At 69.8% G+C, this 26,962-nt stretch carries 33 protein-coding genes; 15 read left to right on the top strand and 18 right to left on the bottom strand.

The features are described from left to right. Window positions 1–4: 4 nt before the first annotated feature. Genes OWR29_RS28780 through OWR29_RS28770 form a run of 3 tightly spaced genes read left to right on the top strand, consistent with a single transcriptional unit; the run spans window position 5 to window position 2,301 of the window. Window positions 5–769 (top strand): sulfite exporter TauE/SafE family protein, encoded by a 765-nt coding sequence (locus tag OWR29_RS28780; protein ID WP_267566394.1) that lies wholly within the window; start codon window positions 5–7, stop codon window positions 767–769. A 19-nt stretch (window positions 770–788) separates the two neighbouring features. Beyond that, window positions 789–1,724 (top strand): cyclase family protein, encoded by a 936-nt coding sequence (locus OWR29_RS28775; RefSeq protein ID WP_267566393.1) that lies wholly within the window; start codon window positions 789–791, stop codon window positions 1,722–1,724. Between the two features lie 4 nt (window positions 1,725–1,728). After that, entirely contained in the window at window positions 1,729–2,301 is a 573-nt protein-coding gene (locus OWR29_RS28770) for a DEAD/DEAH box helicase family protein (RefSeq protein ID WP_267566392.1), read from the top strand. Here OWR29_RS28770 and OWR29_RS48325 read toward each other — a convergent pair. Genes OWR29_RS48325 through OWR29_RS28750 form a run of 4 tightly spaced genes read right to left on the bottom strand, consistent with a single transcriptional unit; the run spans window position 2,273 to window position 4,384 of the window. Beyond that, window positions 2,273–3,178, bottom strand: a complete 906-nt coding sequence (locus OWR29_RS48325) for an NUDIX hydrolase (protein ID WP_267566391.1) — start codon at window positions 3,176–3,178, stop codon at window positions 2,273–2,275. The two genes, OWR29_RS28770 and OWR29_RS48325, sit on opposite strands and share 29 nt — an antisense overlap. Beyond that, window positions 3,171–3,737, bottom strand: a complete 567-nt coding sequence (locus OWR29_RS28760; protein ID WP_267566390.1) for a GNAT family N-acetyltransferase — start codon at window positions 3,735–3,737, stop codon at window positions 3,171–3,173. Before OWR29_RS28760 ends, OWR29_RS48325 begins: the two co-directional genes overlap by 8 nt. Window positions 3,738–3,767: 30 nt before the next feature. Continuing rightward, on the bottom strand, window positions 3,768–3,953 hold the full coding sequence (locus tag OWR29_RS28755; RefSeq protein WP_267566389.1) for a hypothetical protein: 186 nt from the start codon (window positions 3,951–3,953) through the stop codon (window positions 3,768–3,770). Next, complete coding sequence (locus OWR29_RS28750; protein WP_267566388.1) at window positions 3,947–4,384, bottom strand: TetR/AcrR family transcriptional regulator; 438 nt, start codon at window positions 4,382–4,384, stop codon at window positions 3,947–3,949. The genes OWR29_RS28755 and OWR29_RS28750 overlap by 7 nt, the downstream gene beginning before the upstream one ends. Here OWR29_RS28750 and OWR29_RS28745 point away from each other — a divergent pair. Both OWR29_RS28745 and OWR29_RS28740 read left to right on the top strand, forming a co-directional pair. After that, on the top strand, window positions 4,347–4,799 hold the full coding sequence (locus tag OWR29_RS28745; protein ID WP_267566387.1) for a TMEM175 family protein: 453 nt from the start codon (window positions 4,347–4,349) through the stop codon (window positions 4,797–4,799). The genes OWR29_RS28750 and OWR29_RS28745 overlap by 38 nt on opposite strands. Window positions 4,800–4,894: 95 nt before the next feature. Next, complete coding sequence (locus OWR29_RS28740) at window positions 4,895–5,302, top strand: hypothetical protein (protein ID WP_267566386.1); 408 nt, start codon at window positions 4,895–4,897, stop codon at window positions 5,300–5,302. A gap of 159 nt (window positions 5,303–5,461) precedes the next feature. Here OWR29_RS28740 and OWR29_RS28735 read toward each other — a convergent pair whose 3' ends face one another. The 5 genes from OWR29_RS28735 to OWR29_RS28715 are packed head-to-tail and all read right to left on the bottom strand — an operon-like array spanning window position 5,462 to window position 11,061. Continuing rightward, window positions 5,462–6,286, bottom strand: coding sequence for a carbohydrate ABC transporter permease (locus OWR29_RS28735; RefSeq protein WP_267566385.1), 825 nt, complete (start codon window positions 6,284–6,286; stop codon window positions 5,462–5,464). Then, complete coding sequence (locus tag OWR29_RS28730; protein WP_267566384.1) at window positions 6,276–7,217, bottom strand: carbohydrate ABC transporter permease; 942 nt, start codon at window positions 7,215–7,217, stop codon at window positions 6,276–6,278. Before OWR29_RS28730 ends, OWR29_RS28735 begins: the two co-directional genes overlap by 11 nt. After that, the gene (locus OWR29_RS28725; protein WP_267566383.1) at window positions 7,214–8,455 is read right to left on the bottom strand and encodes an ABC transporter substrate-binding protein; all 1,242 of its coding nucleotides are present in this window, start codon (window positions 8,453–8,455) and stop codon (window positions 7,214–7,216) included. The genes OWR29_RS28730 and OWR29_RS28725 overlap by 4 nt, the downstream gene beginning before the upstream one ends. A 16-nt stretch (window positions 8,456–8,471) precedes the next feature. Continuing rightward, a complete protein-coding gene (locus tag OWR29_RS28720) occupies window positions 8,472–10,070 on the bottom strand; it encodes an FAD-dependent oxidoreductase (protein WP_267566382.1) in 1,599 nt (532 codons plus the stop codon). Next, complete coding sequence (locus OWR29_RS28715) at window positions 10,063–11,061, bottom strand: LacI family DNA-binding transcriptional regulator (RefSeq protein ID WP_267566381.1); 999 nt, start codon at window positions 11,059–11,061, stop codon at window positions 10,063–10,065. The genes OWR29_RS28720 and OWR29_RS28715 overlap by 8 nt, the downstream gene beginning before the upstream one ends. 205 nt (window positions 11,062–11,266) lie before the next feature. Between OWR29_RS28715 and OWR29_RS28710 the strand changes: the two genes are divergently transcribed. The 5 genes from OWR29_RS28710 (at window position 11,267) to OWR29_RS28690 (ending at window position 14,789) form a co-directional block, all read left to right on the top strand. Next, entirely contained in the window at window positions 11,267–12,220 is a 954-nt protein-coding gene (locus tag OWR29_RS28710) for a glycoside hydrolase family protein (RefSeq protein WP_267566380.1), read from the top strand. Between the two features lie 33 nt (window positions 12,221–12,253). Continuing rightward, window positions 12,254–12,712, top strand: coding sequence for a hypothetical protein (locus tag OWR29_RS28705; RefSeq protein WP_267566379.1), 459 nt, complete (start codon window positions 12,254–12,256; stop codon window positions 12,710–12,712). A gap of 227 nt (window positions 12,713–12,939) precedes the next feature. Then, on the top strand, window positions 12,940–13,758 hold the full coding sequence (locus OWR29_RS28700) for a hypothetical protein (protein WP_267566378.1): 819 nt from the start codon (window positions 12,940–12,942) through the stop codon (window positions 13,756–13,758). A 127-nt stretch (window positions 13,759–13,885) separates the two neighbouring features. Then, window positions 13,886–14,353, top strand: a complete 468-nt coding sequence (locus OWR29_RS28695) for a hypothetical protein (RefSeq protein WP_267566377.1) — start codon at window positions 13,886–13,888, stop codon at window positions 14,351–14,353. Beyond that, window positions 14,343–14,789, top strand: a complete 447-nt coding sequence (locus OWR29_RS28690) for a cytidine deaminase (protein ID WP_267566376.1) — start codon at window positions 14,343–14,345, stop codon at window positions 14,787–14,789. Before OWR29_RS28695 ends, OWR29_RS28690 begins: the two co-directional genes overlap by 11 nt. Before the next feature lie 12 nt (window positions 14,790–14,801). On the opposite strand, the gene OWR29_RS28685 is transcribed toward OWR29_RS28690, so the two are convergent. Beyond that, entirely contained in the window at window positions 14,802–15,029 is a 228-nt protein-coding gene (locus OWR29_RS28685) for a DUF397 domain-containing protein (protein ID WP_267566375.1), read from the bottom strand. A 260-nt stretch (window positions 15,030–15,289) separates the two neighbouring features. On the opposite strand from OWR29_RS28685, the gene OWR29_RS28680 reads away from it, so the two are divergent. The 3 genes from OWR29_RS28680 to OWR29_RS28670 all read left to right on the top strand — a co-directional run bounded on the left by OWR29_RS28680 (window position 15,290) and on the right by OWR29_RS28670 (window position 17,817). Further along, window positions 15,290–15,517, top strand: a complete 228-nt coding sequence (locus OWR29_RS28680) for a DUF3311 domain-containing protein (protein WP_267566374.1) — start codon at window positions 15,290–15,292, stop codon at window positions 15,515–15,517. 4 nt (window positions 15,518–15,521) lie between these two features. Further along, window positions 15,522–17,168 (top strand): monocarboxylate uptake permease MctP, encoded by a 1,647-nt coding sequence (gene mctP, locus OWR29_RS28675; RefSeq protein ID WP_267566373.1) that lies wholly within the window; start codon window positions 15,522–15,524, stop codon window positions 17,166–17,168. A gap of 73 nt (window positions 17,169–17,241) precedes the next feature. Beyond that, window positions 17,242–17,817 carry a class I SAM-dependent methyltransferase gene (locus OWR29_RS28670; RefSeq protein WP_267566372.1) on the top strand — a complete coding sequence of 192 codons (576 nt, stop codon included), beginning with the start codon at window positions 17,242–17,244 and terminating at the stop codon, window positions 17,815–17,817. On the opposite strand, the gene OWR29_RS28665 is transcribed toward OWR29_RS28670, so the two are convergent. Continuing rightward, entirely contained in the window at window positions 17,785–18,201 is a 417-nt protein-coding gene (locus OWR29_RS28665; protein ID WP_267566371.1) for a VOC family protein, read from the bottom strand. The two genes, OWR29_RS28670 and OWR29_RS28665, sit on opposite strands and share 33 nt — an antisense overlap. Before the next feature lie 48 nt (window positions 18,202–18,249). On the opposite strand from OWR29_RS28665, the gene OWR29_RS28660 reads away from it, so the two are divergent. Then, window positions 18,250–19,395, top strand: coding sequence for an MFS transporter (locus tag OWR29_RS28660; RefSeq protein WP_267566370.1), 1,146 nt, complete (start codon window positions 18,250–18,252; stop codon window positions 19,393–19,395). 46 nt (window positions 19,396–19,441) lie between these two features. Here OWR29_RS28660 and OWR29_RS28655 read toward each other — a convergent pair whose 3' ends face one another. From OWR29_RS28655 to OWR29_RS28630, 6 genes are all read right to left on the bottom strand, one after another. Beyond that, on the bottom strand, window positions 19,442–20,722 hold the full coding sequence (locus tag OWR29_RS28655) for a glycoside hydrolase family 18 protein (RefSeq protein WP_267566369.1): 1,281 nt from the start codon (window positions 20,720–20,722) through the stop codon (window positions 19,442–19,444). A 90-nt stretch (window positions 20,723–20,812) separates the two neighbouring features. Then, window positions 20,813–21,910, bottom strand: a complete 1,098-nt coding sequence (locus OWR29_RS28650) for a bifunctional RNase H/acid phosphatase (RefSeq protein ID WP_267566368.1) — start codon at window positions 21,908–21,910, stop codon at window positions 20,813–20,815. Continuing rightward, entirely contained in the window at window positions 21,907–22,641 is a 735-nt protein-coding gene (locus tag OWR29_RS28645) for a zinc ribbon domain-containing protein (protein WP_267566367.1), read from the bottom strand. The genes OWR29_RS28650 and OWR29_RS28645 overlap by 4 nt, the downstream gene beginning before the upstream one ends. Beyond that, window positions 22,638–23,495 (bottom strand): Nif3-like dinuclear metal center hexameric protein, encoded by an 858-nt coding sequence (locus tag OWR29_RS28640; protein WP_267566366.1) that lies wholly within the window; start codon window positions 23,493–23,495, stop codon window positions 22,638–22,640. The genes OWR29_RS28645 and OWR29_RS28640 overlap by 4 nt, the downstream gene beginning before the upstream one ends. Before the next feature lie 47 nt (window positions 23,496–23,542). Further along, complete coding sequence (locus OWR29_RS28635) at window positions 23,543–24,070, bottom strand: flavoprotein (protein ID WP_498371637.1); 528 nt, start codon at window positions 24,068–24,070, stop codon at window positions 23,543–23,545. Window positions 24,071–24,140: 70 nt separating this feature from the next. Continuing rightward, on the bottom strand, window positions 24,141–25,370 hold the full coding sequence (locus tag OWR29_RS28630; protein WP_267566364.1) for a helix-turn-helix domain-containing protein: 1,230 nt from the start codon (window positions 25,368–25,370) through the stop codon (window positions 24,141–24,143). A 240-nt stretch (window positions 25,371–25,610) separates the two neighbouring features. Between OWR29_RS28630 and OWR29_RS28625 the strand changes: the two genes are divergently transcribed. Continuing rightward, window positions 25,611–26,273: a bifunctional DNA primase/polymerase gene (locus OWR29_RS28625; protein WP_267566363.1), complete on the top strand. Its 663-nt coding sequence runs from the start codon at window positions 25,611–25,613 to the stop codon at window positions 26,271–26,273. Between the two features lie 72 nt (window positions 26,274–26,345). Here OWR29_RS28625 and OWR29_RS28620 read toward each other — a convergent pair whose 3' ends face one another. Beyond that, the gene (locus OWR29_RS28620; RefSeq protein WP_267566362.1) at window positions 26,346–26,933 is read right to left on the bottom strand and encodes a helix-turn-helix domain-containing protein; all 588 of its coding nucleotides are present in this window, start codon (window positions 26,931–26,933) and stop codon (window positions 26,346–26,348) included. Window positions 26,934–26,962 lie beyond the last annotated feature (29 nt).

Here is a 26,962-nt window from a genome sequence, read left to right as displayed (position 1 = left end):
CACCATGGATCTCCCACACGTCGCCCTGTTGGTGGTGGCCGGCCTGGCCGCCGGGGGCATGAACGCGATCGCCGGCGGTGGCTCGCTGATCACTTTCCCGAGCCTGATCGCCACCGGCCTGCCGTCGGTGGCGGCCAACGTCACCAACTCGATCTCGGTCTTTCCCGGGTACGTGTCGAGCGTGGCCGGCAGTCGGGCCGACCTCAGCGATCAGCGCGCCCGCCTGGTCCGGATCCTGCCCACCAGCGTTCTCGGTTCCGCCGCCGGCTGTGCCCTGCTGCTGCTCACCCCGGCCCGCGCGTTCGAACTGATCGTGCCTTTCCTGGTGCTCGGCGCCGCCGCCACGCTCGCCTTCCAGGAGCGGCTGCGCGGTCTGGTCGGTCACCCCCGCCACATGTCACCGCGCCGCGCTTTCCTCTCCCTGCAGGCGGTGGTCTTTGTCGGGGCAATCTACGGCGGGTATTTCGGGGCCGCGCTCGGCGTCATGTACGTGGCCGCCCTCGCCCTGATCCTCGACGAGCCGCTCAACCGCATCAACGCCCTGAAGAACGTGCTGTCGGCCGCCGTCGGCCTGGTCACCCTGCTCATCTTCGCCGTCTTCGCGCCGGTCAACTGGCTGGCCGTGCTGATCCTGGCGCCGGCCACGGTGGTCGGCGGCTATGCCGGAGCGAAGCTGGCCCGCCGCATGCCGTCGCACGTGCTCCGGGCGGTGATCGTCACCTTCGGCACGGCCATCGGCCTGTTGCTGCTGTACCGCGCCCTGAGCTGACGACGGGTTATCGTGCGTCATGACCGAAACGGCCGACCTGCTCGGGTACTTCGACAAGCTGTCGAACTGGGGCCGGTGGGGCGACGACGACGAGCTCGGCACCCTGAACCTGATCACCGACGAGGTCCGCCTGGCCGCGGCGCGGGCCGTCCGGCACGGCCGCAGCGTGTCGTGCGCGTGGGAGGTCGCCGCCCCGCAAGAGATGGAGCGGTCGACGACGAGTTGCCCGTGCGCGGCCGACATGCCGGGCGCCGAGAACATGCCGGAGCGCTTTTACGCCGACCGGCGCTGGGGTTTCTCGAACGAGCGGCTCGGCATGCTGTTCCACGGCAACACGATCACCCACCTCGATTCGCCGTGCCACCTGTTCTGGGACGGCCACATGTACAACGGCCGGTCGCATTCGCTGGTCGATACCGAGACGGGTTCGGCGTGGGCGGCTGTCACGGCGGCGGCCGACGGGATCGTCACGCGAGGTGTTCTGCTCGACGTGGCCGCGGTTCGTGATGTGCCGTGGCTCGAGCCGGGGCAGGGCGTTTTCCCGGAAGATCTCGAGGCGGCCGAGCGTCGCCAAGGTGTGCGGGTCCGGTCCGGCGATGCGGTTCTGCTGCGTACGGGCCAAGGCCTTTCCAGGCATGAGGCGGGGCCGCACAGCGGTGTCGAGCAGGCCGGCTGGCACGCGTCCTGCCTGCCCTGGCTGCACGAACGTGGCGTCGCCCTGATCGGTGCCGACACCCCGCAGGACGTTCAGCCGTCCGGGTTCGACGACGTGCTGATGCCGATCCACGCCGTCAGCCTCGTCGCGATGGGTCTGTGGCTGCTCGACAACTGCGACCTCGAGGCGTGCGCGGCCACGGCGACCGAGCTCGGCCAGTGGGACTTCCAGCTCGCCGTCGCGCCGGTCCGCCTGGCCGGCACGTCCGGCAGCCCGGTCAACCCGATCGCCACCTTCTGACCGCATGGCCGACCTGCTCTTCATCATCGGACCGCCGGCCGTCGGCAAGATGACGGTCGGCCAGGCCGTAGCCGCCCGCACCGGCTACCGCGTCTTCCACAATCACTTGACGATCGAACCGGTCCTGCGCTTCTTCGATTTCGGAACTCCCGCCTTTCACCGCCTCGTCGAAAGCTTCCGTACGGGCGTCCTGGAGGAAGTCGCGGCCAGCGATCTGCCCGGCTTGGTTTTCACGTACGTGTGGGCCTTCGACCATCCGGGCGATGCGCAAGCCGTGGCGGGTTACGCCGAGCCGTTCCTGCGGCGCAACGCCCGCGTGCGCTACCTGGAGCTGAAGGCGGCCCAGGCTGCTCGCCTCGACCGCAACCTGGGCCCCGACCGCCTGGCCGAGAAACCGTCGAAACGCGACCTCGACCGCTCCCGCGAGCTGCTGCTGCGGGCCGACGCCGACTACAAGCTCAACTCGACGACTGAGTTCGACGGCCGCGACGACCACCTCCGGATCGACAACACGACGCTGTCACCGCAGGCGGTCGCCGACCTTGCCATCAGGCATTTCCGGCTGCCAACTTTGTGAGGAAGCGGAAGAAGTGCGGGTCGAACCGGCCCGGGTCGGCCGCCGCCAGGTCGTCCCGCGACCACCAACGCACCCGGTGGAACTCGCCCTCGTCCACCACCAGCGGCTGCTCCTTGAAACACGGCAGCACATACCAGAGGCTCACGTCGGTGTGCCCCGAGTCCGTCCCGACCGTACGCGTCACGGTGATGAACACCGGCTCCGGCGACACACTCGACCCGTCCAGCCCAAGCTCTTCGCCGATCTCGCGCCGAGCCGTGACCAGCGGATCCTCGTCCGGTTCGACATGCCCGCCCGGTGGCAGCCAGAGTCCCGCATTCACGTGATCCACCAGCAGGATCGCCCCGTCGCGCGGATCGACCGGCACGACGTACGACACCAGGTGCTGATCCGGCGTGGCCGGCTTGGCCCGCCGATACACGTCATCGGTCCGCCCCAGCCACTCCAACGCCTGCTCGCGATGCGCCGCCTCGAGGTCGTCCCCCGGCTCGATCCCGGCCACCAGATCCCGCAGTGATCCCCGCAGCCAGCGCACCGCCGCCTCGTACGTGTCGGTCGGCGTCTCATTGAACGCGATAGCCGCCCCCGCCGCGTGCCGCCGCACCAGGTTGATCACGCGCTCGAACAGCTGCACATCGCCGCGGACGCCGCCGCCGACCACCACCACTTCCCACGGCTGCCGCGCGAGCGCCGCCGCCACCACGGCCTCGACGTCGTCGCTGCCGTCCAGCCCGACCAGGCAGAATTCCGCCGCCACACCGGCCTCGGCGAACCGCGCCCGCCCGGCCTCGATGCCTGCGACCACCGGCTCCGGATCCCACGGCCCCGGCACCCGCCGCGGATCCAGCCCGACCACCAACACCCGAGGCTCAGCCATCCCCCGAAGTTAGCGGTAGCACGAACCGCCGGCACACATGCACCCGCCGAAAGTTCGCCCGAGCCCACGCTTCGTCGGCCATCGTCCCGTGCAGGAACCCGGCCATCAGTTTGAGCCCCGGCCGCGCACTGAGCTCCGCACGCTCCGGCTCCGCCCCATCGGCGTACCGATTCGCATAAACGTGCAGGTAGTGGCTGTCCTCCGCGAACCCCATGCCGCGATACCAGCCCAAGGTGCCCACGTCGTCGCGCGTCCAGGCGTCAAGTTCGGCCACGCCACCCGCGCGCAGAGGAGCGACCACGGCATCGAGCAGCGCCCGCCCGATCCCCTGCCGCCGGAAGTCCGGATGCACCACCACGGTGTCGACAGTGGCCGCACCCGGCCGAACACTCGTCGTCAGAATCCCGGCGACCGTCCCGTCCCCGTCCACCGCCACCAGGTCCGGCCCACTCGCCGACGGCTTCGCGGTCCAGACGTCATCGAAGTACGCCGTATCGAGGAACCCCAGAACCCGGCATCGCAGCCAGGACCGCTCATCGCCCGGCTCGTACGCCCGCACCTTCCACACCACGCCGCCGAGCGTAAAGCTTCAGGTCCGGCCGGCCATGCGAGTTTCGAGTCCGTCGAGGACGACCTCGAGACCGCTGGCGAAGCGGTCCTCGGTGAACTGGTGCCGCAGGCCGGCCAGCGATCGAAGGTGGTCCAGGCCGTTGCCCAGCAGGGTGTCGCGCAGGTAGCGGTCGATCTCCGGGTGCCCGGCGTACGGGGTCAGCACCCCGGCCGCCGGGTTGACCGCAGCTGCCCCGGGCCGGGCAGGGTGCTCGGGCGGCCGAGCGCCTGGATGAACCACGGGTGGGCCCGGTACATGGCCAGCGTGTCCTGGCCGATCGACCGCAGCCGGGACCGCCAGTCGTCGCCCACGGGGGCGCGCTGCTCGGCGAAGATCCGGTCGACCATCAGCTCGACCAGCTGCTCCTTGGTGTCGACGTACCAGTAGAGCGACATCGCCGTGATGCCCAGCTCGGCGGCGACCCGGCGCATCGACACGACGTCGAGCCCGTCCCGGTCGGCCAGCGCGACCGCGGTGGCCGCCAGGTCGTCCCGGGTGAAGGCCTGCCCCTTGGCCGCGCGCGGCCGCCACCCGCTCGACGTCGTCACGCACAACGTCGTGCCGATCGGCAGCTTCCTGCTCAGCTTCTTCGTCATCTGGCGCATCTGGACGGTGCACCACCGGCTGTTCGACCGGGTCAAGTCGATCGACAACCGCGTCGTGCGGATCAACTCGCTGTGGTTGCTGTGCGTGGTGGTCCTGCCCTTCGCCGCCGAGATGGTCGGCGAGTACGGCGACGAGCCGGTGGTGATCTCGCTCTACACCGGTGTGCTGCTGGCCTCCAGCCTCACGCTGGTGTGGCTGGCCTTCGCGCTGCACCGGGCCGATCCGGCCCGCGACCGGCCCGGCCTCGAACAGCTGATCGGCAACGCCGCGGGGCTGTCGCTGGCCTTCGTGCTCGCGCTGGCCGTCCCGGGCGCCGGCTACTGGCCGCTGCTGGTCCTGCTGATCGACGGGCCCGTGCTCGCTCTCGCGCGGCGGGTGGGCCGGCGGAAGCAACTGAGCCTTTGAGGCCGGTGTGGGCCAGGCACTCGATGGCTGCCGCTGGGCCGCACGAACACGATCAAGAGGGGGATGGCAGTCATCGACCCGGCCGTTGCCCGTTCGTGGCATCCCGCTGCGCAAGCGTCGCCGGGCCGTGCCCGCTCCGTTCCCTCACCGACTACGGCCTCACAGTCGTCGAGGCCGACCGCCCCGACCGCTCCACCCGCCGCCGCACCGGCCGGTCCGACGACATCGACCAAGGTGACGAGCGCCAGAACCTCGCCGGGCTGCAGGCGCTTGTGGTCGGCGTCGACCAGAAAGGCGACGTCAGCCGTCGGGGGCAGAGCCGGGTGGATCGGGGCGTGGTCGCGGCCTATCGCCCGGACGGCGAACCCGACCGCTGTGACTCATCGCCGTCCGTGGCTGCCTACACCCGATCTGCCGGGGCGCCGGCACCGACCAACTGCTCGGCGACCGGGCGCCGGAGTCCACACCTGCACCTGCGGATCAGCAGCGGCGGTGATGCGTGACGTCTCCGCCCGCGGCTGCCTGTCGCGATCGGCGTTCGAGGACCTGACGAACAAGTGGTCAACCCTGGTCCTCAATCGCTCACCGAACACAGCTACCGCTTCAACGAACTGCTTCGAGGCGGCATGACGCGACGAGCCGGATGACCGAGGCGGACCGCGTCAGCCTTTGAGGCCGGTGTGGGCCAGGCCCTCGATGAACTGGCGCTGGGCCAGCACGAAGACGATCAGGACGGGGATGGCGGTCATCGAGGCGGCCGACAGCTGCACGTTCCACAGCTGGCCCTGGTAGGCGTCGGTGAACTGGGTCAGGGCCTGCGGCAGCGTGTATTTGGTGCGGGTCGAGATGTAGACGACCGGCTCCAGGTAGAGGTTCCAGCTGTGCAGGAACGTGAAGATGGCGACGGCGCCCAGGGCTGGCCGGGCCAGCGGCAGCGCGATTCGGCGGAAGATGGCTGGGCGGCCCAGGCCGTCCATGCGGGCGGCCTCTTCCAGTTCGCCGGGCAGGGTGATGAAGAACTGCCGCATGATGAAGGTGGCCAGCACGCTCGGCGGGCCCAGCATCGGCACCAGGATGAGCGGCCAGTGGGTGTCGACCAGGCCGAGGCTGTTGAAGATGCGGAACAGCGGCACGATCGTCACCTCGCTCGGGATGAGCAGGCCGGTGAGCACCAGCAGGAAGAGCACGTTCTGGCCGCGGAAACGGATGCGGGCGAAGGCGTAGCCGGCCATCGAGGCGACGACCAAAGTGCCGAGCGTGACCACCACGGCGATGTACGCGCTGTTGAAGTACTGCTGGGCGAACGGCTGCATCGTGAAGACCTGACGCCACGGTTCGAAGCTCCACGACGACGGCCACAGCGACGGCGAGAAGATCTCGGCGTTCGGCTTGAACGAGCTGGTGATCATCCACCACGTGGGGAAGACGAACGGCACGCAAAGGACGAGCAGAACCCCGTACAGGAAGACTTTGGTTCTAATGCTCATGGAAGACCCACCTCTTGCGCATCTGCCACTGCAGAACGGTCAACGCCAGGACGATGAGGAAGAGCACCACCGAGAGCGTGGCGCCGTAGCCGAAGGCGTGGAATTGGAACGCCTGCTGATAGAGGTAGTAGACGAGAACGGTCGTCGACGTGCCCGGGCCGCCCTGGGTGAGCACGCTGATCTGTGCGAAGACCTGCAGCGAGCCGACCACCGTGATGATCGACGTGAGCAGAATGGTCGGGCTGATCAGCGGCAGCGTGATGCGGCGGAAAATGGTCCACGGGCCGGCGCCGTCGGTTCGCGCGGCCTCATAAAGCTCCTGCGGTACGCCCTGCAACGCGGCCAGGAAAAGCACCATGTTGAGGCCCACGTTCTTGAAAACCTGCACGATGACGACCGAGGCCATCGCCGTTCCGCCCGAGCGCAGCCAGTTCGGGCCGTCGATGCCGATCGCGTCGAGCAGACCGTTGAGGCCGCCGTTGTCCTGCAGCAGGAAGCCCCAGACAATCGTCCAGGCCAGCAACGAGACGACGACCGGCGAGAAGAACAGCACCCGGAAGAACGTCGTGCCGCGCAGCTTCTGGTTGAGCAGGACGGCCAGCAGCAAGGCCAGCGCCAGATTCAGCACGACCAGGCCGATGCTGAAGAACGCGGTGGCCCGCAGCACGGCCGGCACATTCGGGTCGTCGGCCAGCTTGCGGTAGTTCTCGGCGCCCACGAAATTGAACGTGTCGGCCAGCACGTTCCATTCGTGCAGGCTGTACCAGACGACGAGCACCAGCGGCAGGAAAACGAAGGCGAGCGCACCGAGCAGGGCGGGCGTGATGAACGCGTACGCGGTCAATTGGTCCCGCCGCCGCGTCGTCCAGAAAGGACGCCGCCCCGGTGCGGACCGGACCGGCGAGGCGGTCCGGTCCAGCACGTCGGTCATTTGGCGAGCAGCGGGTTGATGGCCGCGCACACGCCCTTCAGCACGCCCGCGACGTCGGCGTCCGGCTTCCACAGCGGGTCGAGACCCGAGCGTACGGCCTGATTGATCTCGGCACTTCCGGCGTGACTCGGCTTCACCACACCATTCTCGATGCCGTCGATCACGACGTCCTGCAATTGCTCGGGCTTGAGCAGCGGATTGGCCTTGGCCAGGGTGTCCGCGTTCAGCTGCGACTTGCGCGGCGGCGGGAAGAACTGGGCCAGCTTCTCGGAATTGGCCGGGCTGGTGAAGAACTTGACGAACTCCTGCGCCGCCGAGGCGTTCTTGCCCTTTTTCAGTACGCCGATCCCGCCCTGCCCGATGACGGAGTAACCACCCGACGGGCCGGCCGGCAGCGGCACGAGCGCCCAGCCGAAACCGTCCTCCTTCAGCAACGACGCCCGCGAGATCTGCGCGATCGTCATGGCCGACTCACCGGCGAAGAAATCGGCGGCCACGCCCGGCGCCGGCAGCGCCTTGTCGGTGAAGATCGCCTTGTGCAGGAAGGTCATGGCGTCGATCATCGGTTGCTGGTCGAAGCCGCACGTCTTGCCGTCGGCGGTCCACGCCTCGGCGCCCCAGCCGCGGAAGACGGTGGCCAGATTCGTCCAGTCCTTGTAGTCGAAATCGCGTACGACCAAGCCTTGTTTCCCGGTTTTCGAGGCGGTCGCCGCGGCCACCTTGGCCGCGTTGTCCCACGTCCATTCGTCGCCCGCCGGCAGTTTCTGACCGGCCTTCTTGACCAGGTCGGTGTTGACGAAAACGCCGAACGGCGACGTCGAGAACGGGTACGCCATCAGCTTGCCGTCCTGCTTCCACAGCGCGGTGGCGGTGGGCGCGAGGTCGGCCGCGTCGTCGATGCTCTCGTCGAGCGGGGTCAGCGCGCCGGATGCCACGAAGTCGGGTGCCGCGCCCTCGAGAATCCAGGCGATGTCGGGCGCGTTCCCACCGGCGATCTGGGTGGTGACAGTGGTCGTGTAGCTCTCGAACGGCAGCGCGTCGAACTGCACGGTGACGTCGGGGTGGGTCGTCTTGTAGTCGGCGGCGATCGCGTCGAACAATTTGACGTGGTCCGGATTGGCCGACCAGGTCGTCATCCGCAGCGTGACCGGACCGCTCGATTCCGCTTCCCCTCCCCCGCACGCGGTGAGCGCGCCGAGCAGGGCGACGGTGGCGGCTATGGAGATTGTCTTTCTCATATCGGGGGTTCCTCTCTCAGTAACCGCTGATGTCGGGCCAGCGCAGCTCGACGCCGTCGGCGCTCAGGTGGTGCTGGAACTCGGCGAGCAGATCGGGGGTGTTGCGGACGGCCCGCGGCGACACCGAACGGTCGAGGCAGAAGGCGGCCAGCGCGCCCGCCACTTCGCCGGTGTTCCATTCGACCGGGTGCAGCCGGTACGAGCCGTTGGTGATGTGGGTGGTGCCGATGTTCTTGCCGGCGGGCAGCAGGTTCTCGACCCGCTGCGGGATCAGCGCGCCGAGCGGGATCTCGAACGGGCACGAGGCGACGTCGATGTAGTTGTCGCCGCCGGTCGAGGGGTGCAGGTCGATGCGGTACATGCCGACGCCGACCGAATCCGCGTACGCCACGGCGCCCTTGTCGCCACGGATGAGCAGCGACAGATCCTGCTCGACAACCGTGTACTCGGCCCGGATGCGACGACCTTCCCGCACGTACGGGGCCATCGCGAGCCCATCGGCGCCGCCCGTCACATCACCGCGGAGCCGCAGGCCCGGCCAGCCCGTGCCGCCGTCGGGGCGGGGCGCCTCGGTCTGCAGCCAGTACAGGACCGAGTGGGACAGCCCCCGGGCGGCGCGCTCGACGACGGCGGGGTCGGGCCCGTCGACGTACGGTTCCTCGAAATAGTCGATCATCGGCCAGTTCACCAGGCAGATGTCGCTCGGGTAGAAGCCGTCGGCGAAGTTGCGGCGGGCGGCGATGCGCCGGAACGTCCAGAGGTTGCCGTCGCCCGGGTTGACCCGCTGGTCGGCCTCGACCAGCCACGGGTCGTCGTCGGGGTTCGGCGTGAACGAGCGGGTCGAAATTTCCAGCGTACGGGGGTTGGGCGTCTGCCAGGACAGCATGCGCGCACCCCAGAAGGGCGGCTGGTACTCGCGCCAGAACCCGTACGAGTCGGGCTTGTCGATCGTGTGGTCGCCGTCGACGTGGTCGATCGCGAAGCAGACCGAGAGCGCCTGCATGTTGGCCGGATCGGCGGTGGCGGAAGCGCTCGGCTCGCCCGTCTCGGCGCTCGACTCGGCGCCCGTCACGTACTCGGTGCCGGTCATCGGCAGCAGCGCGCCGGTTTCCGTGGCGTCCAGAATGTACGGTCCGGTGAGCGCGATGTCCTCGCCCTCATGCCGCACCGTCACGGTGGTCACGCGATCGCCGTCGGTCTCGGCTTTCACCGGTACGGCGGGTTGAAGCACAGTGAGACGGCCGGAGCCCCGGTACGGCGCGAGCATCTGCTCGATCACGGCCACGGCGACCCGCGGCTCCGAGCAGAGGCGGCTCACGTGACCGGCCCCCGGGTTCAGGGCGGCCGTGCGGCGCGCACGATCGGTGAGCGGGAAGTGCGACCGGTAGTAGTCGCGGATTCCGTCGCGCAACGCACGGTAGCTGCGGGTGACGCCGAACTGCTCGACCCAGCTGTGCTCGTCGGGCGGGACGGCCTGGCTGGTCAGCTGGCCGCCGAGCCACGCGTACTCCTCGGTCAGCAGCACCGACCGCCCGGCCCGCAACGCCGCCAGGGCCGCCGCCACTCCGCCGAGGCCGCCGCCGATCACGACCACGTCCGCCTGCAGCTCACGCACGGGCCACCGCCAGGGTCGCGCCCTCGACGGGTTCGCACGGCAGCAGGCGTTGAGTCTCGCCGCCGGTGCCGTCCAGGATCGCCGACAGCACCTCGACGGCCTGCCAGCCCATCTCGCGGCGCGGAATGCGATAACCGGTGAAGTCCAGATCCGTACTGGCCGGCCGGGTCGGGTCACCCAAAGCGACGAACGACAGATCCTCCGGTACGCGCAACCCCCGCCGCCCGGCCTCGGCCGCGAGCAGGGCGCCGTCCGCGAACTCCTCCACGAAGACCGCGGTGCACTCCTGCCTGCGCAGCTCATCGAGGACGTTCTCGGTGAATCGCAGGCGCACACCCGTGACCCCGGCCTCGGCGACGGCCGCCACGAAGCCTCGATACCGGTCGGCGTGCGACTCCGGACCGGACCCCTCCCCCACGTACGCGATCTTGCGGTGCCCGAGCTCGACGGCCTTGCGCACCTGGGCCGCCGTCGCCGTCGGGTAGTCCGCACCGACGTACGGCACCGGCCCGCCGGCGTCGTCACGGCGGCCGACGCTGACGAACGGCTGGCCCTCGGCGATCAGCCGGGCCAGCTCCTGCGGGTCGAGCCAGCGGCCCAGCAGCACGCAGCCATCGGCCAGCCGCAGCCGGTTGTCCTGCGAGAAGATGCGCCGCCGGCCGTCGATCACCGGGGCGCTGGTGAACAGCAGCAGGTCGCAGCCGATGCTCTCGGCGCACTCCTCGATGCCGACCAGGAACGGGTGGTAGAAGTCGCCCAGCCCGGCCGGGAACACCGGCTCGTAGGTGAACACGCCGAGGAATCGGTTGCGCTGGGCGGCCAGGCGGCGGGCGATCGGGTCGGCCACGTAGCCGGTGCGGCGGATCGCCTGCAGCACCTTCTCCCGGGTCTCCGGCGCGATGCGGACGGCGGCGTCGTCGCGCTCGTTGAGCACGATCGACACTGTCGTCTGGCTGACGCCGGTCATCCGGGCGATGTCCTGCTGCGTCACCCGCCTGTTGCTGGATGGCACGTCGGAGTCTCCTCTGTTACGCCGCTAATACGCATTAACAAACGTGAACAGATAGTCGGGCACCCGATCGGCGGCCGTCAAGGAATATCCAGCACTAATAGGTATTAGCACCTTGACCGCGGTAGTTAACGATGGCGAAACTTCGATGCGCCCCCACCGCTTCCCCACCCCTGGAGGTCGCATCATGGATCGACGTTCCCTGCTGCGCGGCGCCGCCGTGGTCGGCGCGGCCGGCGTGTCCGGCCTGACCCTGCCGGACGCCGCCCGAGCCGCGGGCCCGGCCGGCATGCCCACCTACAAGTACCTGCGGGACGCGCTCACCCTGCCGCTGCGCTACAACCCGACCGGCGAGTTCATCTTCCCGTGCATCCGCGGCGTCTACGACAAGATCAGCAACGCCCGCGGCCGGTACTACCTCTACTACGCCCCGCACGAGAAGCCCGGCGGCATCTGCGTGGCCTGGGCCGACTCGCTGAACGGCCCGTTCACCGAGCACCCCGGCAACCCGATCATCGACAACGTGCTGCCCGGCGGCGGCACCGTCTCGCACGTGTCGTCACCCCACGTCACCTGGATCCCGGCGGCTCGCCAGTTCTACCTGTACTGGCACGGCGAGAACACGACGACTCGGGCCGCCCGCTCCACCGACGGCATCACGTTCCGCGACGAGACCCCCATCCTGAGCACCCGACTTGTCCCCGGCCTCACCGAGACCTCGTACGCCCGGGTCTTCGAACACAGCGGCCGCTACGTGATGGTCTACATGGGTGTGCTGGCCGGTAAGCGCCGCATCTATCACGGCTGGTCGCCCAACGGCTGGGACCAGTGGCAGTTCAGCCAGACGCCGCTGGTCAACCCCGAGCCCGACGGCCTGACCGACATCTCCGGCCCGTCCCTGGTCACGCGCAACAACACGACGTACGTGGCCTACCACGGCAACGACGGCAAGATGCGCATCACCGAGGTCGGCAACGCCTTCGACCGCGAGAACCACCTGGGCGTCTTCTACTCCCCTGCCGCCTCTGACAACGGCCGCGCCGCCGCCCCTTCGTTCGGCACCGACGGCGGCGTCCAGTACATGTTCTACGAGGCCGGCCCCCGCCTGAACGCCCGCATCTGCATCGCCCGAGCCGTCTGATCCCGGTTTGCCCGGCGGCGCTACGGTCGGGAGATGGCCGCCACCTCCTTCCCCCGCGCCGTCGGCAACGCCGCCTACCGGGCCGCCATGGGCAGCGCGTGGACAGCCGCCCGCGACCTCTCCCCGGCCCGCCGCCGCCTGGCCCGAGCCGGCCTGATAGTCGCCGGCGTGGGGATCGAGTACGCGAAGTCCCCGTCCTCCTTCCGCGAAATGTTCAAGCAGAACGAGCCGAAGCACGATGAGCCGCAAGAGGCCCACCTCGACAAACGCCAGGCGACGGCCCTGGCGATCGGCGTCGGCTTGTCGCTGACGACGCTCGTAGCCCGCCGCCACCTCGAGAAGCGCTGGACGAGGCAGCTGCGCGCAGCCGGCCACAGCCACCCGGCCGGCGCCCTGGCCTTGCGCATGGCCCCGGTCGAGTTCGGCATCCAACTGCTGCTGCACGCGGCCGACCGCTTCAAGCCCACCCCCGACGACCCCCACCGCCCCTGAACCCGCAGCGCCGAAGCCGGCAAGTGGCAGCGCCGGCAAGGGGTCGTGCTGGCAGCGGCGGAGCCGGCAAGCGGTTGGTGCTGGCAGTGGCGGAGCCGGCGCTGTATTTGCGGTGCTGAGAAGTGACGGCGCTGAAGGGCGAGCTGAAGAAGCTGCGGCGCTGCGGATCGTCGAGCTCACAGCCCGAGCCGTCCGACCTCGTTGCCCGGCCGGACTACCGTCGGCCCATGACCGGCCCTTCCTATTCGCGCGTTGTCGGTCAGGCTGCTCTGCAGGCAGTAGTCAACAGCGCCTGGATCGCGGCCGGTGGCCTACCACCGGCGAAGAGACGGCTGGCCCGCTTCGGCACTGTCGCCGCCGGGATCGCCGCCTACTCGAATCTGCCCGACGTCCGCCGCTCCATCCGAGAGGCCCGCGCGGACATCGCCGCGCTACGCGCCCGGGCAGAGAACACCTCGCCGCCCGAACAAACAATCACCGCCTCGCCACGCGACCAGGCGAACATTGCCTCTCCCCGCGACCCGGCGGAAGCCAACTCCTCCAGCCGCCGGACCGCACCACCCGACGCCGAGGCACCGCAGAACCAGACCGCGACCCCCGACGACGCCGCACCCGACGACCAGACCGCACCACCCGACGTCGCCCCTTCACGAGACGACGGAAGCGCACCATCTGACGTCGCCGCCGCAGCGCGCAACCAGACCGCACCACCCGACGCCGCCGCCGCACCAGACGACCGGACTGCGACACCCACGGACGCCGCCACCTCGCCGAGCCGCCGTGCCGGGACGCCCGCGGACCGGCCGCTCGCGTTGTCGCAGGCGGACAAGCGTCGGCTGGCCGCGGTCGGGGCCATGCTCGCGTTCACGATGGCGGTCAACTTCGGCCGCCGCCGGCTTCAGAAGCGCTGGCTCGCCCACCTGATCCAGGACGGCCACGCGCACCCCCACCGCGCGCTGGCCGTGCGCATAGCGCCAGTGGCCTTCGCGGTCGAGCTGGCGGTGCAAATGGCCGGCATGTACGCGGCACCGAGGAAGCCGGACTGACCCGCAGTCAGTCCGGCGGCGGCCCCTCGGCCCAGTTACGGCGCAGCTGTGCCGGCCGCCCTGTGGACAACCGGGAGCCCTGTGGACAGCGCCCCAATTCCGGCGATCTGTGGTACAGCCAAGAGCTATGACCAGTCCGGACCAGGCCCTGGCGAGGATGCAACTTGCCGCCGCACTGTGGAGCGTCGAGGGCGCCAACGCCGCCGAGTTGGTGGACGCCGCCTGCGACCTGCTCGTGGCCGGCCATGACGGCGTCGACCTGGCCATCCTGGCCGGCGTCATGCGCAAACACGCCGATGATGAGGCGCCCGCACTGCTGGCGGCGGCGCTGCGCGACGTCGGCCTGGAACCCTTCGAACCCGACGCACACGAGGCGCAGGCCATCGTCGTACGACACCTGGCCGGCAAGGTTCTGACCGGAGAGCTGAAACCGGACGCCTTCGTCTGGCGGGCGGCGTGGACGTGCCCCGACTTCGCGGAAAGGCTGGTCGCCTTGGGCGAGGAGTACCTGTCCCCCAACGGCCGACCCGTCCAGCAGATCGACGCCGACGTCCTCGGCGAGGCTCATGTATTAGCTTCGCCGGATGGAACTTGATCAGCGACTCGTGGACGCGGCCGTCGACCAGATGAACCGGCGGTGGCCGGCTGACCAGTACGGCGGGGCCGCAGCCGTACGCCTGGCGGACGGCCAGATCCTGACCAGCGTCTGCCTCGACAACATCAACGCCGGGGTCACGCTGTGCCACGAGACCGGGGCCATCTGCCAGGCCTACACGCTCGACAAGCGGGTCACGGCGTCGGTCTGCGTGGGGCGCGAGGCCGGCGCCACCGAGATTTTCGTGCTGGCGCCGTGCGGCATCTGCCAGGAACGCCTCGCCCTGTGGGGGCCTGACGTGCAGGTCGGTGTGGGCGATCCGCAGAGCCCGTCGGGATGGTCGGCTCGCACCCTGCTCGACCTCAACCCGTACTACTGGGCCGCCCGCTTCGCCGACGGCGGCATCTGGCCGTCGGCGGCCACCCACACCGCCTGATCCTGCCGGTGGTCAGGGCAGATCGAATTCGCCGTCCTTGGCGGAGCCGACGAAGGCGGACCACTCCGCCGCCGTGAACGTCAGGGCCGGCCCGGAACGGTCCTTGCTGTCGCGGACCGCGACGCCGCTCTCGAGGAAGGCCACCTCGACGCAGTTGTTGCCGCCGTTGCCGTTGCTGCGGCTGCCCTTCCGCCAGACTGACGGGACGCCGGCCGGAACGGACGAATCCTGATAGGTCATCACGAACTCCTCACGGTTTGTTGATGCCTGCGAGTCTGGGCCGATCCGACCGACGGGTGCGCGCCGAACACGTCGACCTGTGGACAACGGATGGCCCTGTGGACAGCCGCCTGATCTTGGCGATCTGTGCTAGCGCGTCACCTGCGCGTACGCCGTTCGGCGCACCTTCCGCGCCGCTCGGCGCACGATGATCGCCTGTGAGCGAGCCGTCTCGTTAGCGTGACTGTGACCGTCTCCACAGTTGCTAGGAGGTACGGCTGATGGCGGACCCCGAGACGCCGAAAGCGGTGCCCGCAGCCCGCAGCGATCGCAGCCCCTGGAACTGGCTGCTCCTGATCCCCATCGTGCTGCCGGTTCTGACACCACTGTTCAACCACGACTCGCCCCGGTTGTGGGGCTTTCCCGCGTTCTACTGGCTGCAGTTCCTGTTCATCCTGGTCGGCGTGACCACCACCTCGATCGTCTACCAGATGACGAAGAGGCGGTGACCGCATGGGCGACCACGTGACCGAGATCGTCATCTTCACCCTGCTGTTCCTGCTGGTCAGCGGCATGGGCTTCGTCGCGGCGCGGTGGCGGGCGCCGAAGGACATGGAACACCTCGACGAGTGGGGTCTGGGCGGCCGCAGCTTCGGCGGGTGGATCACCTGGTTCCTGGTCGGCGGTGATCTCTACACGGCGTACACGTTCGTCGCGGTGCCGGCCCTGATCTTCGGCGCCGGCGCGGCCGGGTTCTTCGCCGTGCCGTACACCATCGTCATCTATCCGCTGTTCTTCCTGATCCTCATTCGGCTGTGGTCGGTCTCGCACCGGCACGGATTTGTGACGCCGGCCGATTTCGTGCGCACCCGGTTCGATTCGCCGACGCTGGCTCTGCTGATCGCCATCACGGGCATCGTCGCCACCATGCCGTACATCGCCCTGCAGTTGATCGGCATCGAAGCGGTGCTGAAAACGATGGGCGTGACCGGCGACAGCGTGCTCGCGCGGCATGCGCCCATCATCATCGCCTTCGCGATTCTCGCCGCGTACACCTATCAATCGGGTCTTCGGGCGCCGGCTCTTATCGCTTTCGTCAAAGACACCCTGATCTACATCGTGATCCTGGTGGCGGTCATCTATCTGCCCTACAAGCTGGGCGGCTGGGGCAGCATCTTCGACGCGGCCGAGGCGAAATTCACGGCGTCACCGAATCCGAACGACGGCATCACCCTGAATGCCAACAACCAGCTGCAGTACATCACGCTGGCCCTCGGCTCGGCGCTCGCGCTGTTCCTCTATCCGCACAGCATCACCGGCGTGCTGGCCAGCAAGAATCGCAACGTCATCAAGCGGAACATGTCGGCCCTGCCGGCCTACAGTTTCCTGCTCGGCCTGCTTGCGCTTCTGGGGTACGCGGCAATCGCGTCCGGTGTGAAGCCGCTGCCCGGCGCGACGGAAGGAACGGTCGACAGCAACACGGTCGTGCCGCTGCTCTTCGACATGCAGTTCCCGGCGTGGTTCGCGGGTGTCGCCTTCGCCGCCATCGGCATCGGCGCGCTGGTCCCCGCCGCCATCATGTCGATCGCCGCGGCGAATCTGTTCACCCGCAACATCTACAAGGAGTATCTGCGGAAGGACGCGACCAACGCCCAGGAGGCGCGCGTCTCGAAAATCACCTCGCTGGTGGTGAAGGTCGGCGCGGTCGCCTGCATCGTCTTCCTCGACCCGCAGTTCTCCATCGACCTGCAGCTGATCGGCGGCATCATCATTCTGCAGACGGCCCCGGCGGTGGCGCTCGGCCTGTTCACCCGGTGGCTGCACCGCGGCGGGCTGATCGCGGGCTGGGCCGTCGGCATGGCGATGTCGATGTGGATGCTGTGGCAGATCCCGAACCCGGCGAACGGCAAGGCGCATTTCGGCGGCTCGGCGTTCCCGCTCTCGGACTTCGGCTTCGACACCAAGCGCACCATTTACGTCGGCTTCGTCACGGTCATCGTGAACCTGCTGGTGGCGGTCATCGTCACGTTCATTCTGCGGGCCACGAAAACGCCGGACGGAGTGGACGGCACCACCCAGGACGACTATTTCGCCGACGAGGGCGACCCGCGCGTCGACCAGGACGTGGCGGCCGCGGTCGACCACAAGTCGTCGACCTGACCTGACCCGCTCCCGGGTCAAGGAGACGCCGTGCCCTCCGCCAAGGGCGCGGCGTTCTCTATTGTCGTGGGCTGTGACCCGCGACTGGATCAAATGGCATGACGAGTACGAGATTCCGGGCTCGTCCCTGGCCCGGCGGCTCGAGGTGGTGCGGGGCTATCTGCGCCCGCTCCTCGACCGTCCGCGCCGCGTGATCAGCATGTGCGCGGGCGACGGGCGCGATGTGCTGCCGCTGCTGCCCCCGGGTTCCCGAGCCGTGCTGGTGGAATGGGATTCGGAGCTTGCCGCGCGGGCCCGGGCGGCGGCCGGCGAGGGCGTCACGGTGATCACCGGGGATGCGGGGACAACGACGCCGTACGCGGAAATCGCCCCGGCCGAAATCGTGCTCGCCTGCGGCGTGTTCGGCAACATTTCGTACGAGGACACCCGCCGGACCATCGCGGCACTGCCCAGCCTGCTGACGCCCGGCGGCGCCGTTGTCTGGACCCGCGCGGGCTCGTCCGACGTACGGGAAATCTTCGCCGGAAACGGCTTCACCGAATTGGGGTTCACCGCCCCCGACGACGCCCGTTTCCGGGTCGGCCTGCACCGCCTCGACCGCGATCCCGACCCGTACCTAGCGGACGTCCGCCTCTTCAATTTCGTCTGACTCCCCCAGATAGAGGCAGAACGGATGCCCGGCCGGATCGATCATGACCCGGACCGTTTCCTGCGGCTGAAACTCGGCCGGAGTCGCCCCCACCGCGACGGCGTGCGCCACCGCCTCGTCCAGGTCGTCGACTTCGATTTCCAGGTGCATGGACATCTGCGGCCGGCCGGCCTCGGACGGCCACACCGGCCGTACGTAATTCTTCTCCGTCTGAAACCCGAGGTTGTAGCCGGCATTCTCCGACGGCGCGACGGCCCCGCCCAGCCCGTTCTCTTCCGGAAAGAACTGCCAGTCGAGCAGACGAGCATAAAACCGCCCCAAGGCCGCCCCGTCCGGCGCGTCCAACGTGACCCCCCACCACTGCTTACGCCTGCGCAACGGCATCGAAGCTCCTCTCTCGCGAAGTCCCGGCCCGACTCTATTCTCAGGAGCATGATCAGCACCGAATTGCCGCACCTGCGGCGGGCCCGGGTCGCCACCTCGGCCATCTTCGCGGCGCACGGGGCGGTGACCGGGACGTTCGCGGCTCGGGTGCCGTGGATCGCCGATCATGTGGGGGTGGGGCCCGGCGGGCTGGGGATCGCGCTGCTGATGCCGGGGGTCGGGGCGCTGCTGGCGATGCCGTTGTCGGGGCGGCTCGTGCATCGGTTCGATCTGCGTTCGCTCGTACGGGTCCTGATGCTGGCCTGGGTGTCGGCGCTCCTTCTGCCCGCCCTGCCGACCACGTTGTGGCTGCTCTGCGTGACGCTGGTGGCCTACGGCGCGGCGGCCGGGCTGGCCGACGTGGCCATGAACGCGCACGCCGTCCTGGTCGAGGAGCGGTACGGGAAGTCCGTCATGTCGAGCTTCCACGGGTGGTGGAGCGTGGGCGGGCTGGGCGGCTCGGCGATCGCCGTGTTCGCCGCGCGGGAAGGGCTGGGGGCGCCGGCCCACTTCGCGATCACCGTCGGGGTGCTCGCGGTCGTGGTGCTGGTGGCGTCGCTGGGCATCGTGCCGCACCGGCCGGAGCCGTCGCTCGAGGAGCCGCCCGCGTTCGCCCTGCCGTCGAAGGCGGTCCTGCCGATCGGGCTGATCGGCCTGTGCGCCGTCTTCGCCGAGGGCGCCAGCCTCGACTGGGCCGCGGTCTACGTACGGGACCTGCTCAACCACCCCGCCGCGACCGCCGCCGCCACGGTGTCGATCTTCTCGGTCTGCATGGCCGCGGCCCGCTTCGGCGGCGACTGGGTGGTGCAGAAGCTGGGTCCGGTCCGCACCGTACGCATCAGCGGGGTCTGCGCCACGCTCGGAGCCCTGATGGTCGTCCTGCTCGAGCCGGTGGCGCTGGTCATCGCCGGCTTCGGCCTGCTCGGCGTCGGCATCGCGGTGGTGGTGCCGCTCGTCTTCGCGGCGGCCGGCCGCAGCAGCGAGCACCCGGGCCGCAGCATCGCCGGGGTGGCCGGCATCGCGTACGGAAGTGGCCTGATCGCCCCCGGCATCATCGGCGGCATCGCCCACCTGTCGTCCCTGACGGTGTCCTTCGCCGTGATCGTCGGCCTCATGGTCGTCATGACCCTGGGCGCCTCGGTGCTCCGCCGATGAAGGGCGGGTCGGCGGTGTGCCCGTCAGGCACACCCCCGACCGTCGATCAGGGGGTCCAGAGGCCGGTCGCGATGGCCTTCGTCAGCGACGCGTTGGCGTCGTCGCCGTCCAGGGACCACATCATGGCGCCGCCCAGGCCCTTCGAGCGGATCCACAGCGACTTCTGCAGCAGCACGGCCGGGTCGTCGTACGTCCAGAACGTGGTGCCGTCGTAGAGCCAGGCGTGTCCGGCCTTGAGGTCGCGGTAGACCTTGAAGCCGGGCAGCGTCTTGACCGTCTTGTAGTCCTCGGTGCCCGCCGCGAACTTGCCCGGCGCCGGACCCGTGGCCGGGGCGAACAGGCCGTTCTTGCTACCGGTGACGCCCGTCCAGCCCTGGCTGTAGTAGGGCACGCCGAGCACCAGCTTGTGGCGCGGGGCGCCGAGCGAGAGCCACTTGTTGATGGCCACCTCGGACGAGAAGTCGGGGTTGTCGGGGGCGCCGGCCGGCACGCGCAGCGCCGACTGCTGGTTGGTGCGGGCCTCCCACGAGCCGTGGAAGTCGTAGCCCTGGACCGTGCCGAAGTCGAGGTACTTGAAGATCTTGCCCTCGAAGCCGGCGTCGACCTTCACCGGCGCGGCCGGGAGGAAGGCCGTGAGGTCGTAGTGGTGACGCGTGGTCTTGGACAGGGCGTTGAGCTGCGCCCGGAACTCGGCCGTCAGCAGGGTGAAGTTCCGCTTGTCCTCGGGGCGGATGATGTTGCCGACCTCGCCCGCGGAGCCGGGCCACTCCCAGTCCAGGTCGATGCCGTCGAGGATGCCGGCCGCGGCCCCGGCCGGCAGGCCGGGCAGGTTGCCCTTGATCCACAGGTCGACGCAGGACGACACGAGCTTCTTGCGGGAGGCGTCGGTCAGCGCCGCGTCCGAGAAGTACTTGGATCCGGTCCAGCCGCCCAGCGAGATCAGCACCCGCAGCTTCGGGTTCTTCTTCTTGAGCTCGGCGATCTGGTTGAGGTTGCCCGACAGCGGCTGGCCCTCGACGTCGGCCACGCCGTCGACGCTGTTCTCGGCCGTGAACGGGGTCTGCCAGTCGGCCCAGGGGTCGGCCGAGACGCAGAGGCCGTCCGCCGTGACCGGGCCGAACGCGTAGTTGATGTGGGTGAGGCGGGCGGCGGCGCCGGACTTCTGCACCTTGGCCAGCTGGAAGTCGCGGCCGTAGATGCCCCACTGGGTGAAGTATCCGACCTTTACATATGATTTGCCGGTTGCTTGTGCGGGTGTCGCGGCGGCCGTCGACGCCACCGCCGCGATGGCCGCCGCGGCGATGAGACGGCGAGTCAGTACGCGCATGAGCCCTCCGTGGGCGAAACGTTGAACAAAGTTTCCTAATCGAGGAAGCTAAACGTCTCGCCCAGCAGAATCAATATGCGCCTATGGACATCAGCGTAAATGCGCCGTTTCGTTCACCGAGCGCACGGCGATGTTGCCGTCGGGCCAGGCGTCCATCGTGGAGATGCCGGCCGTGTCGAGGAACAGCCGATGCAGGAAAGCGTCCGACGCCGCGAGCGCGTCCCGCAGGATGAGCTTGATCGGCGAGACGTGCGAAACGACAACGACAACCCCACCCGCGTACGTCGTAAGGACCGTCGCCATAGCCGAGCGCACCCGCTTGGCCACCGCCTGGAACGACTCGCCCCCGGGCGGCGCCACGCTCGTCGAGGCGAGCCACGACTCCATCTCGCGCGGCCACTGCTCCTGCGCCTCGGCGAAGGTCAGCCCCTCCCAGACGCCGAAGTCGACCTCGATCAGATCGTCCACCACGGTCACCGGCACCCCGCCGACCTCGGCCGAGATCAATTCGGCCGTACGCACGCAGCGGCTCAGCGGCGAGCTGACGATCGCGGTGACGTCGCGCGCGAGCCCGGCCACCCGGCCGCCGGCCGCCATCGCCTGCGCCTCGCCCTGATCCGAGAGCGGCACGTCCCCGCGCCCCGAGTAGCGCCCCTGGCTGGTCAGGGTGCTTTCCCCGTGCCGGACGAGGATGAGCCGGGTCGCGTTGTCGAGCGACGGCGGCGCCCATGACTTCGGCGGGGCCGGGGTGATCACCTCGGGCTCGATCCGGTCGGCCACCGGCTTGCCCGCGGCCTCGTCCATGGCCCGGTTGGCCAGGGCGTCGGCCGCCTTGTTGCGCTCGCGCGGGATCCACTCGAACGACACCTTGCCGATCCGGGCCACCAGCTGGGCCGCCTCGGCCGCGAGCGGGCGCAGACCGGCGTTCTTGATCTGCCAGCGGCCGGACATCTGCTCGACCACGAGCTTGGAGTCCATCCGCACGTCGACCTCGGTCGCGCCCAGCTCGATGGCCGCCTTCAGCCCCTCGATCAGGCCCGTGTACTCGGCCACGTTGTTGGTGGTGAAGCCGAGCGAGCCCTGCCGCTCGAGCAGCACCTGGCCGTCGCCGTCGCGCACCACCGAGCCGTAGCCGGCCGGGCCCGGGTTGCCCCGCGACCCGCCGTCGGCCTCGACCGTCAGCCTCATAGCCCCGATTCCTTGGTGCGGACCATGATGCGGCGGCACTCCTCGCAGCGGACCACGTCGTCCGGCTCGGCCGCCTTGACCCGGGCCAGGTCGGCGCCGTACAGCTCGATGCGGCAGCCGCCGCAGCGCCCGGACTGGAACAGCGCGGCGCCCAGGCCCGACTCGGTCCGGATCTTGTCGTACAGCCCGACCAGGTCGGCCGGCAGGTCGGCGGCCAGCGGGCCCCGCGAGGCCGCCTTGAACTCCTGCTCCTTGGCGATGTCGGCCAGCGCCTCGTCGCGCCGCCGCTCGGCCGCCACGCGCCGTTCGGCCGCCGCGTTGAGCCGGCCCTGCACCTCGGCCAGCGCGGCGTCGGCCGTCTCGCGCTGCTCCATCAGCTCGAGCTCGGCGTCCTCGAGCTCGCTCTGCCGCCGGTTGAGCGTGGCCAGCTCGTGCTGCAGTCCCTCGATCTCGCGCAGCGCGCCACCCGCGTCGAGCCGCTTCTGGTCGCGCTCCTTGCGCGTACGGACCTGCTCGATGTCCTTCTCGAAGCGGCTGATGTCGCGGTCCAGGTCGTCCACCGCGACCTGGGCCCGGACCCGCTCGTCGTCGAGCGCGGTGATCTCGCGCGCCACGGCGTCGATCTCGGCCAGCTCGGGCAGCGACTTGCGCCGGTGGGCGAGCTGGGCCAGGGCGGTGTCGACGGCTTGCAGGTCGAGCAAGCGGCGCTGGGCTTCCGGCGAGGCCTTCACAGCAGGGGCTCCTTCTCTTCGGGAATGTCCCTGGCGTGCACGGTCCAGGGGTCGGTGTCCAGATCGGACACGATGACTTCGGCGCCGGACGTCTCGCGCAGCCAGGCGGCGACGTCGTCCAGCCAGGGGCGCTCGGAGGCCCAGTGGGCCACGTCGAGCAGCGCGGGCCCGTCCTGGGCGAGATGCTCGCTGGCGGGGTGATGGCGAAGATCGGCACACAGGTACGCGTCGACGCCGGCCCGGGCCACGTCGGCCAGGAAAGAGTCGCCCGCACCGCCGCAGACGGCGATCGTGCGCAGGACGCGGGCCGGGTCGCCGGCCGCCCGGATGCCGCCGGTGGTGACCGGCAGGCGGGTGGCCGCGAACCCGGCGAACTCGGCCAGGTCCATCGGCTCGGAAAGGTCGCCGATGCGCCCGATGCCGCGGCCCTCGCCGGCGGCGGCGCCCGTCGCGGGCACGAGCGGGCGCAGATTCCGCAGGCCGAGCCGGGCCGCGAGCGCGTCGGACACGCCCGGGTCGGCCACGTCGGCGTTGGTGTGCGCGCAGTAGAGCGCGACCTCGCGGCGGATCAGCCGGTGGATGATGCGGCCCTTGTACGTGTCGGGCGCGATCGACGACACCGGCTTCAGCAGCAGCGGGTGGTGGGCGACGATCAGGTCGGCCCGCTCGGCGAGCGCCTGGTCGACGGTCTCGGGCACGCAGTCGACGACGCACAGGATGCGCCGGACGGGGTGCTCGAACTCGCCGAGCACCAGCCCGACCCTGTCCCACGACTCGGCCCAGTCGCGCGGGTAGCGCCGGTCGAGGGCGCTGACCACGTCGAGGACGGTGGGGGTGGCGGCGGTGTCGGTCACGGCCGCCAACTCTATCGGGCCGCGGTCGCCGGTTCGGCGGGACAGGCCTACGCCGGTTCGGCCCGGCTGCCGCTGCTCATGCTGACCGGGCTGCTGACCGCCTGCAGCGCCCGCCGCCAGGGGAACTGGCTGCGAAACCGGTCGCTCTGTCCCGGTACGCCGAGCCGGCACACGTCCTCGCCGTAGAGCACGTGCACGCCCCAGTCACGCAGCCGGGCCAGACTCTCGTGCAGCGCCGGGTGCAGGGCCATGACCTTGTTCGTGTACGGGACGACGGCCGTGGGCACGCCGTAGCCGTAGCCCTCGACCAGCAGGCCCAGGACCAGCGTGTCGGTGATCCCGGCGGCCCACTTGTTGACGGTGTTGACCGTGGCGGGCGCGACGATCATCGCGTCGGCCTGCGGCAGCACGTCGGGGTCGCCGGGGCTCTTGTAGTAGGTGCGTACGGGATGGCCGGTCTGAGCCTGGAGCGCGGCCACGTCGACGAACTTGCGCCCGTCGGGGGTGGTGATCACGCAGACCTCCCAGCCTTCCTGCTGGGCCAGGCCGACCAGGATGCCGACGTCGCGGGCCATCGGAGAACCGCAGACCAGGACGTACAGCACACCGGGCAGGGCGTTACCGATCGTCACGTCCGGACCCACCTCATACACCGACTCCCATCTGCTCGGCCAGCTCCGCTATCGGAGCCGGCGGAGTGCCCCGCGTCCGGCGGAGCACGTCGGAAAGAACCTCGTGCGCGAGCGGGCGGCAGCGGATCTCGGACGGGGCGAGCCGGTCGCCCTCGAGCAGCATCTCGCTGGCCTTCTCGATGTTGCCGATCTGGGTGTAGCCGCGGGCGATGTCCAGGAAGTGGTGCGCCCGGCGCTCCGGCAGCAACGAGTTGAAGCCGACCACGTCGATCTTCTCGTGCGTGTCGACCGCGCCCCGGCCGTCGCCCAGCTCGACCGCCGCGGCGCACCGGTGCAGCAGCACGTTGGTGGGGCCGAAGCTGGTCCAGTAGTGGTTGAAGTCGCCGCCCAGCTCGAGCGAGGCCTGCTCGGCGCCGCACAGCAGGTCGCGCACGGTCGCGCTGTCGCCGATCCGGGCCGCGGCCATCGCCCCGTTGAGCAGCAGCATGCCGTACACGGACAGGCGCTCACCCTTGTGCGCGGGCTCGTGCACGGGCGCCAGCCGGTTCGCGATGTTGACGTTGACCTCGAGGGCGGGACGCACCCGGCCCAGCGCCAGCAGCGCGCTGCCGACCCGGAAGCTGGCCAGGCCGGCCAGCAGCTGGTCACCGGCCCGCTGCGAGACGGCGATCGAGCGGTCGGCCGCCAGCCACGACAGCTCGTGCTCGCCGACCTTGCGCAGGGCGGACGAAGCGATCTGATAGACCTGGCCCAGCAGGTGGGCCGCCTCTTTGGCCTCGGCGCCGGTGGCGTACGCGCTGTCCGCGGCCTGGGCGTCCCGCAGCAGCTTGGGCAGCGTGCGGGCCAGCACCCCGTACTTGGCGTGCTGATAGGTCAGCCAGGCGTGGCTGACCGCCTTGCGCATCTCCGCCAGCGGTGGCGAATGTGGCACCGCCTGGAAGAACGCGCTCATCTGGTCATAACGCTCCAGAGCGGCGCGAATCTCCTCAACCTCGACCTGGTCGATGCAGTTCTGTGTCTCCGGCCGGCGTTCCACGTCCTTGCCCAGCAGCAGCTGGACATCGACCTGAAGGACGTCGGCGATCTCGTAGACGACTGAGAACTTGTCGAGCCGGCGGACTCCCCGCTCCACCTTGTCGACCCAGCTCTTGGACTTTCCCAACCGGTCCGCGAAGACCTGCTGGGACATCTTGCGTCGACCGCGCCAATAGGCGACGCGGCGGCCGATCGGCAGCTCGTCCACGGTGCCTCCCCCAGCTCACCGACGACCCCCGCCGGCGAGCTCTTGTGTCATCTGCAGTCTGGAACGCGCACGTCCGCGTACGTCGCACAACGTGTGTGATCGCCTGCTAACCGATGCTCGTAGTTTTCCTTGCAACTTGCAAAGGGTGGATCTGCCGAAACAAACGAGGTGTGTCGCGCTTGGATACGGCGTCTCCGGCTGATATAGAACCGGGCCACCTAGATCGGGGGTTATCGAGCCATGCGGTGGACCGACCATCGGCCGTTCGTGCGGCCGGCGGTGCTTGATCGACGCCGTCTGCGCCGGGCCGCACTGCGGTACGCCGAGCACGGCTGGCCGGTCACGCCGGGCGCCCGGTTGACCGGTCACCGCTTCGCCTGCGGCCGGCCGGGCTGCCCGATCATGGCGTGCCACCCGGCGCTGGACTCGTGGCAGGAGACGGCCGGCACTGAGGCGGCCCGGGTGCGGGCGTGGTGGCGGCACGAGCCGTACAACGTGCTGCTGGTGACCGGGCGCCGCTTCGACGCGCTCGAGGTGCCGGCCGCCCTCGGGGTGCGTGCCCTGGGCGCCGTACGCCTCCACCGGCGGCCCGACGCGCACGGGCCCGTCGCCGTCACCGCCGCCGGCCGCTGGATCTTCCTGGTCACGCCCGGCCGGCCGCTGCGCTCCGAATTGGATCAACGGCTGGACGTCGTCCACCATGGGCTCGGCTCGTGGGTCCCGGCCGCGCCGAGCCGGATGCTGGAGGGGCCGGTGCGCTGGGCCGTGCCGCCCGAGCAGGCCCGGTGGCGGCTGCCGGACGCCGAAGTGGTGCAGGCGCGGCTGGCCGACGCACTCGGTGCCGTCCGAGCGCCCCAGCTCACCGTTCCCCGGCAGATGTCGACCGCCCGCCGGGGCGGATGACCCCACCACCGCTGTGTCGATCCGCATGTCGAGTGACACCGTAGTGTCCTCGGAGTGTGACGGTCGAGTCACTCAGACGGATGAATCTCGCTTCGGCCGGGCCCGCACGTGGATGCGGGCGCCCTGACTGTCGAAGATCGACAGGAACTCGACGGCCCGGCCCTCGGCGCTGCCGAACCAGTGCGGCACCCGGGTGTCGAACTCCGCCGCCTCGCCCGCCGGCAGCACCAGGTCGTGCTCGCCGAGGACCAGCCGCAGCCGGCCGCTCATCACGTAGAGCCACTCGTAGCCCTCGTGCGTCTTGGGGTCGGGCTCCTGAGGCTGCCCGGCCTGGATGATGTGCTTGAACGCCTGCGGGCCGCCCGGGTTGCGGGTCAGCGGCACGATCGTCTGACCGAACCGGTGGATCGGCCGGGCGTACACCCGCGGGTCGCCGGTCGGCGGCGCGCCGACCAGTTCGTCCAGCGGCACCCGGTAGGCCCGGGCAAGCGGCAGCAGCAGTTCCAGGGTCGCCTTGCGCTGCCCGGACTCGAGCCGCGACAGCGTGCTGACCGAGATGCCGGTGGTGTCGGCGAGGGCGGTCAGCGTGATGCCGGCGTCCCGCCGCAACGCCCGCAGCCGCGGTCCGACCTCCCGCAACACGTCCTCATTTGCCGTCATGGCAAATAACCTTCTCACTTCCGGCACGG

It is taken from the genome of Paractinoplanes pyxinae (assembly GCF_026626335.1).
GTDB lineage: Bacteria > Actinomycetota > Actinomycetes > Mycobacteriales > Micromonosporaceae > Actinoplanes > Actinoplanes pyxinae.
This window is presented reverse-complemented; position numbering and strand designations above follow the sequence as displayed.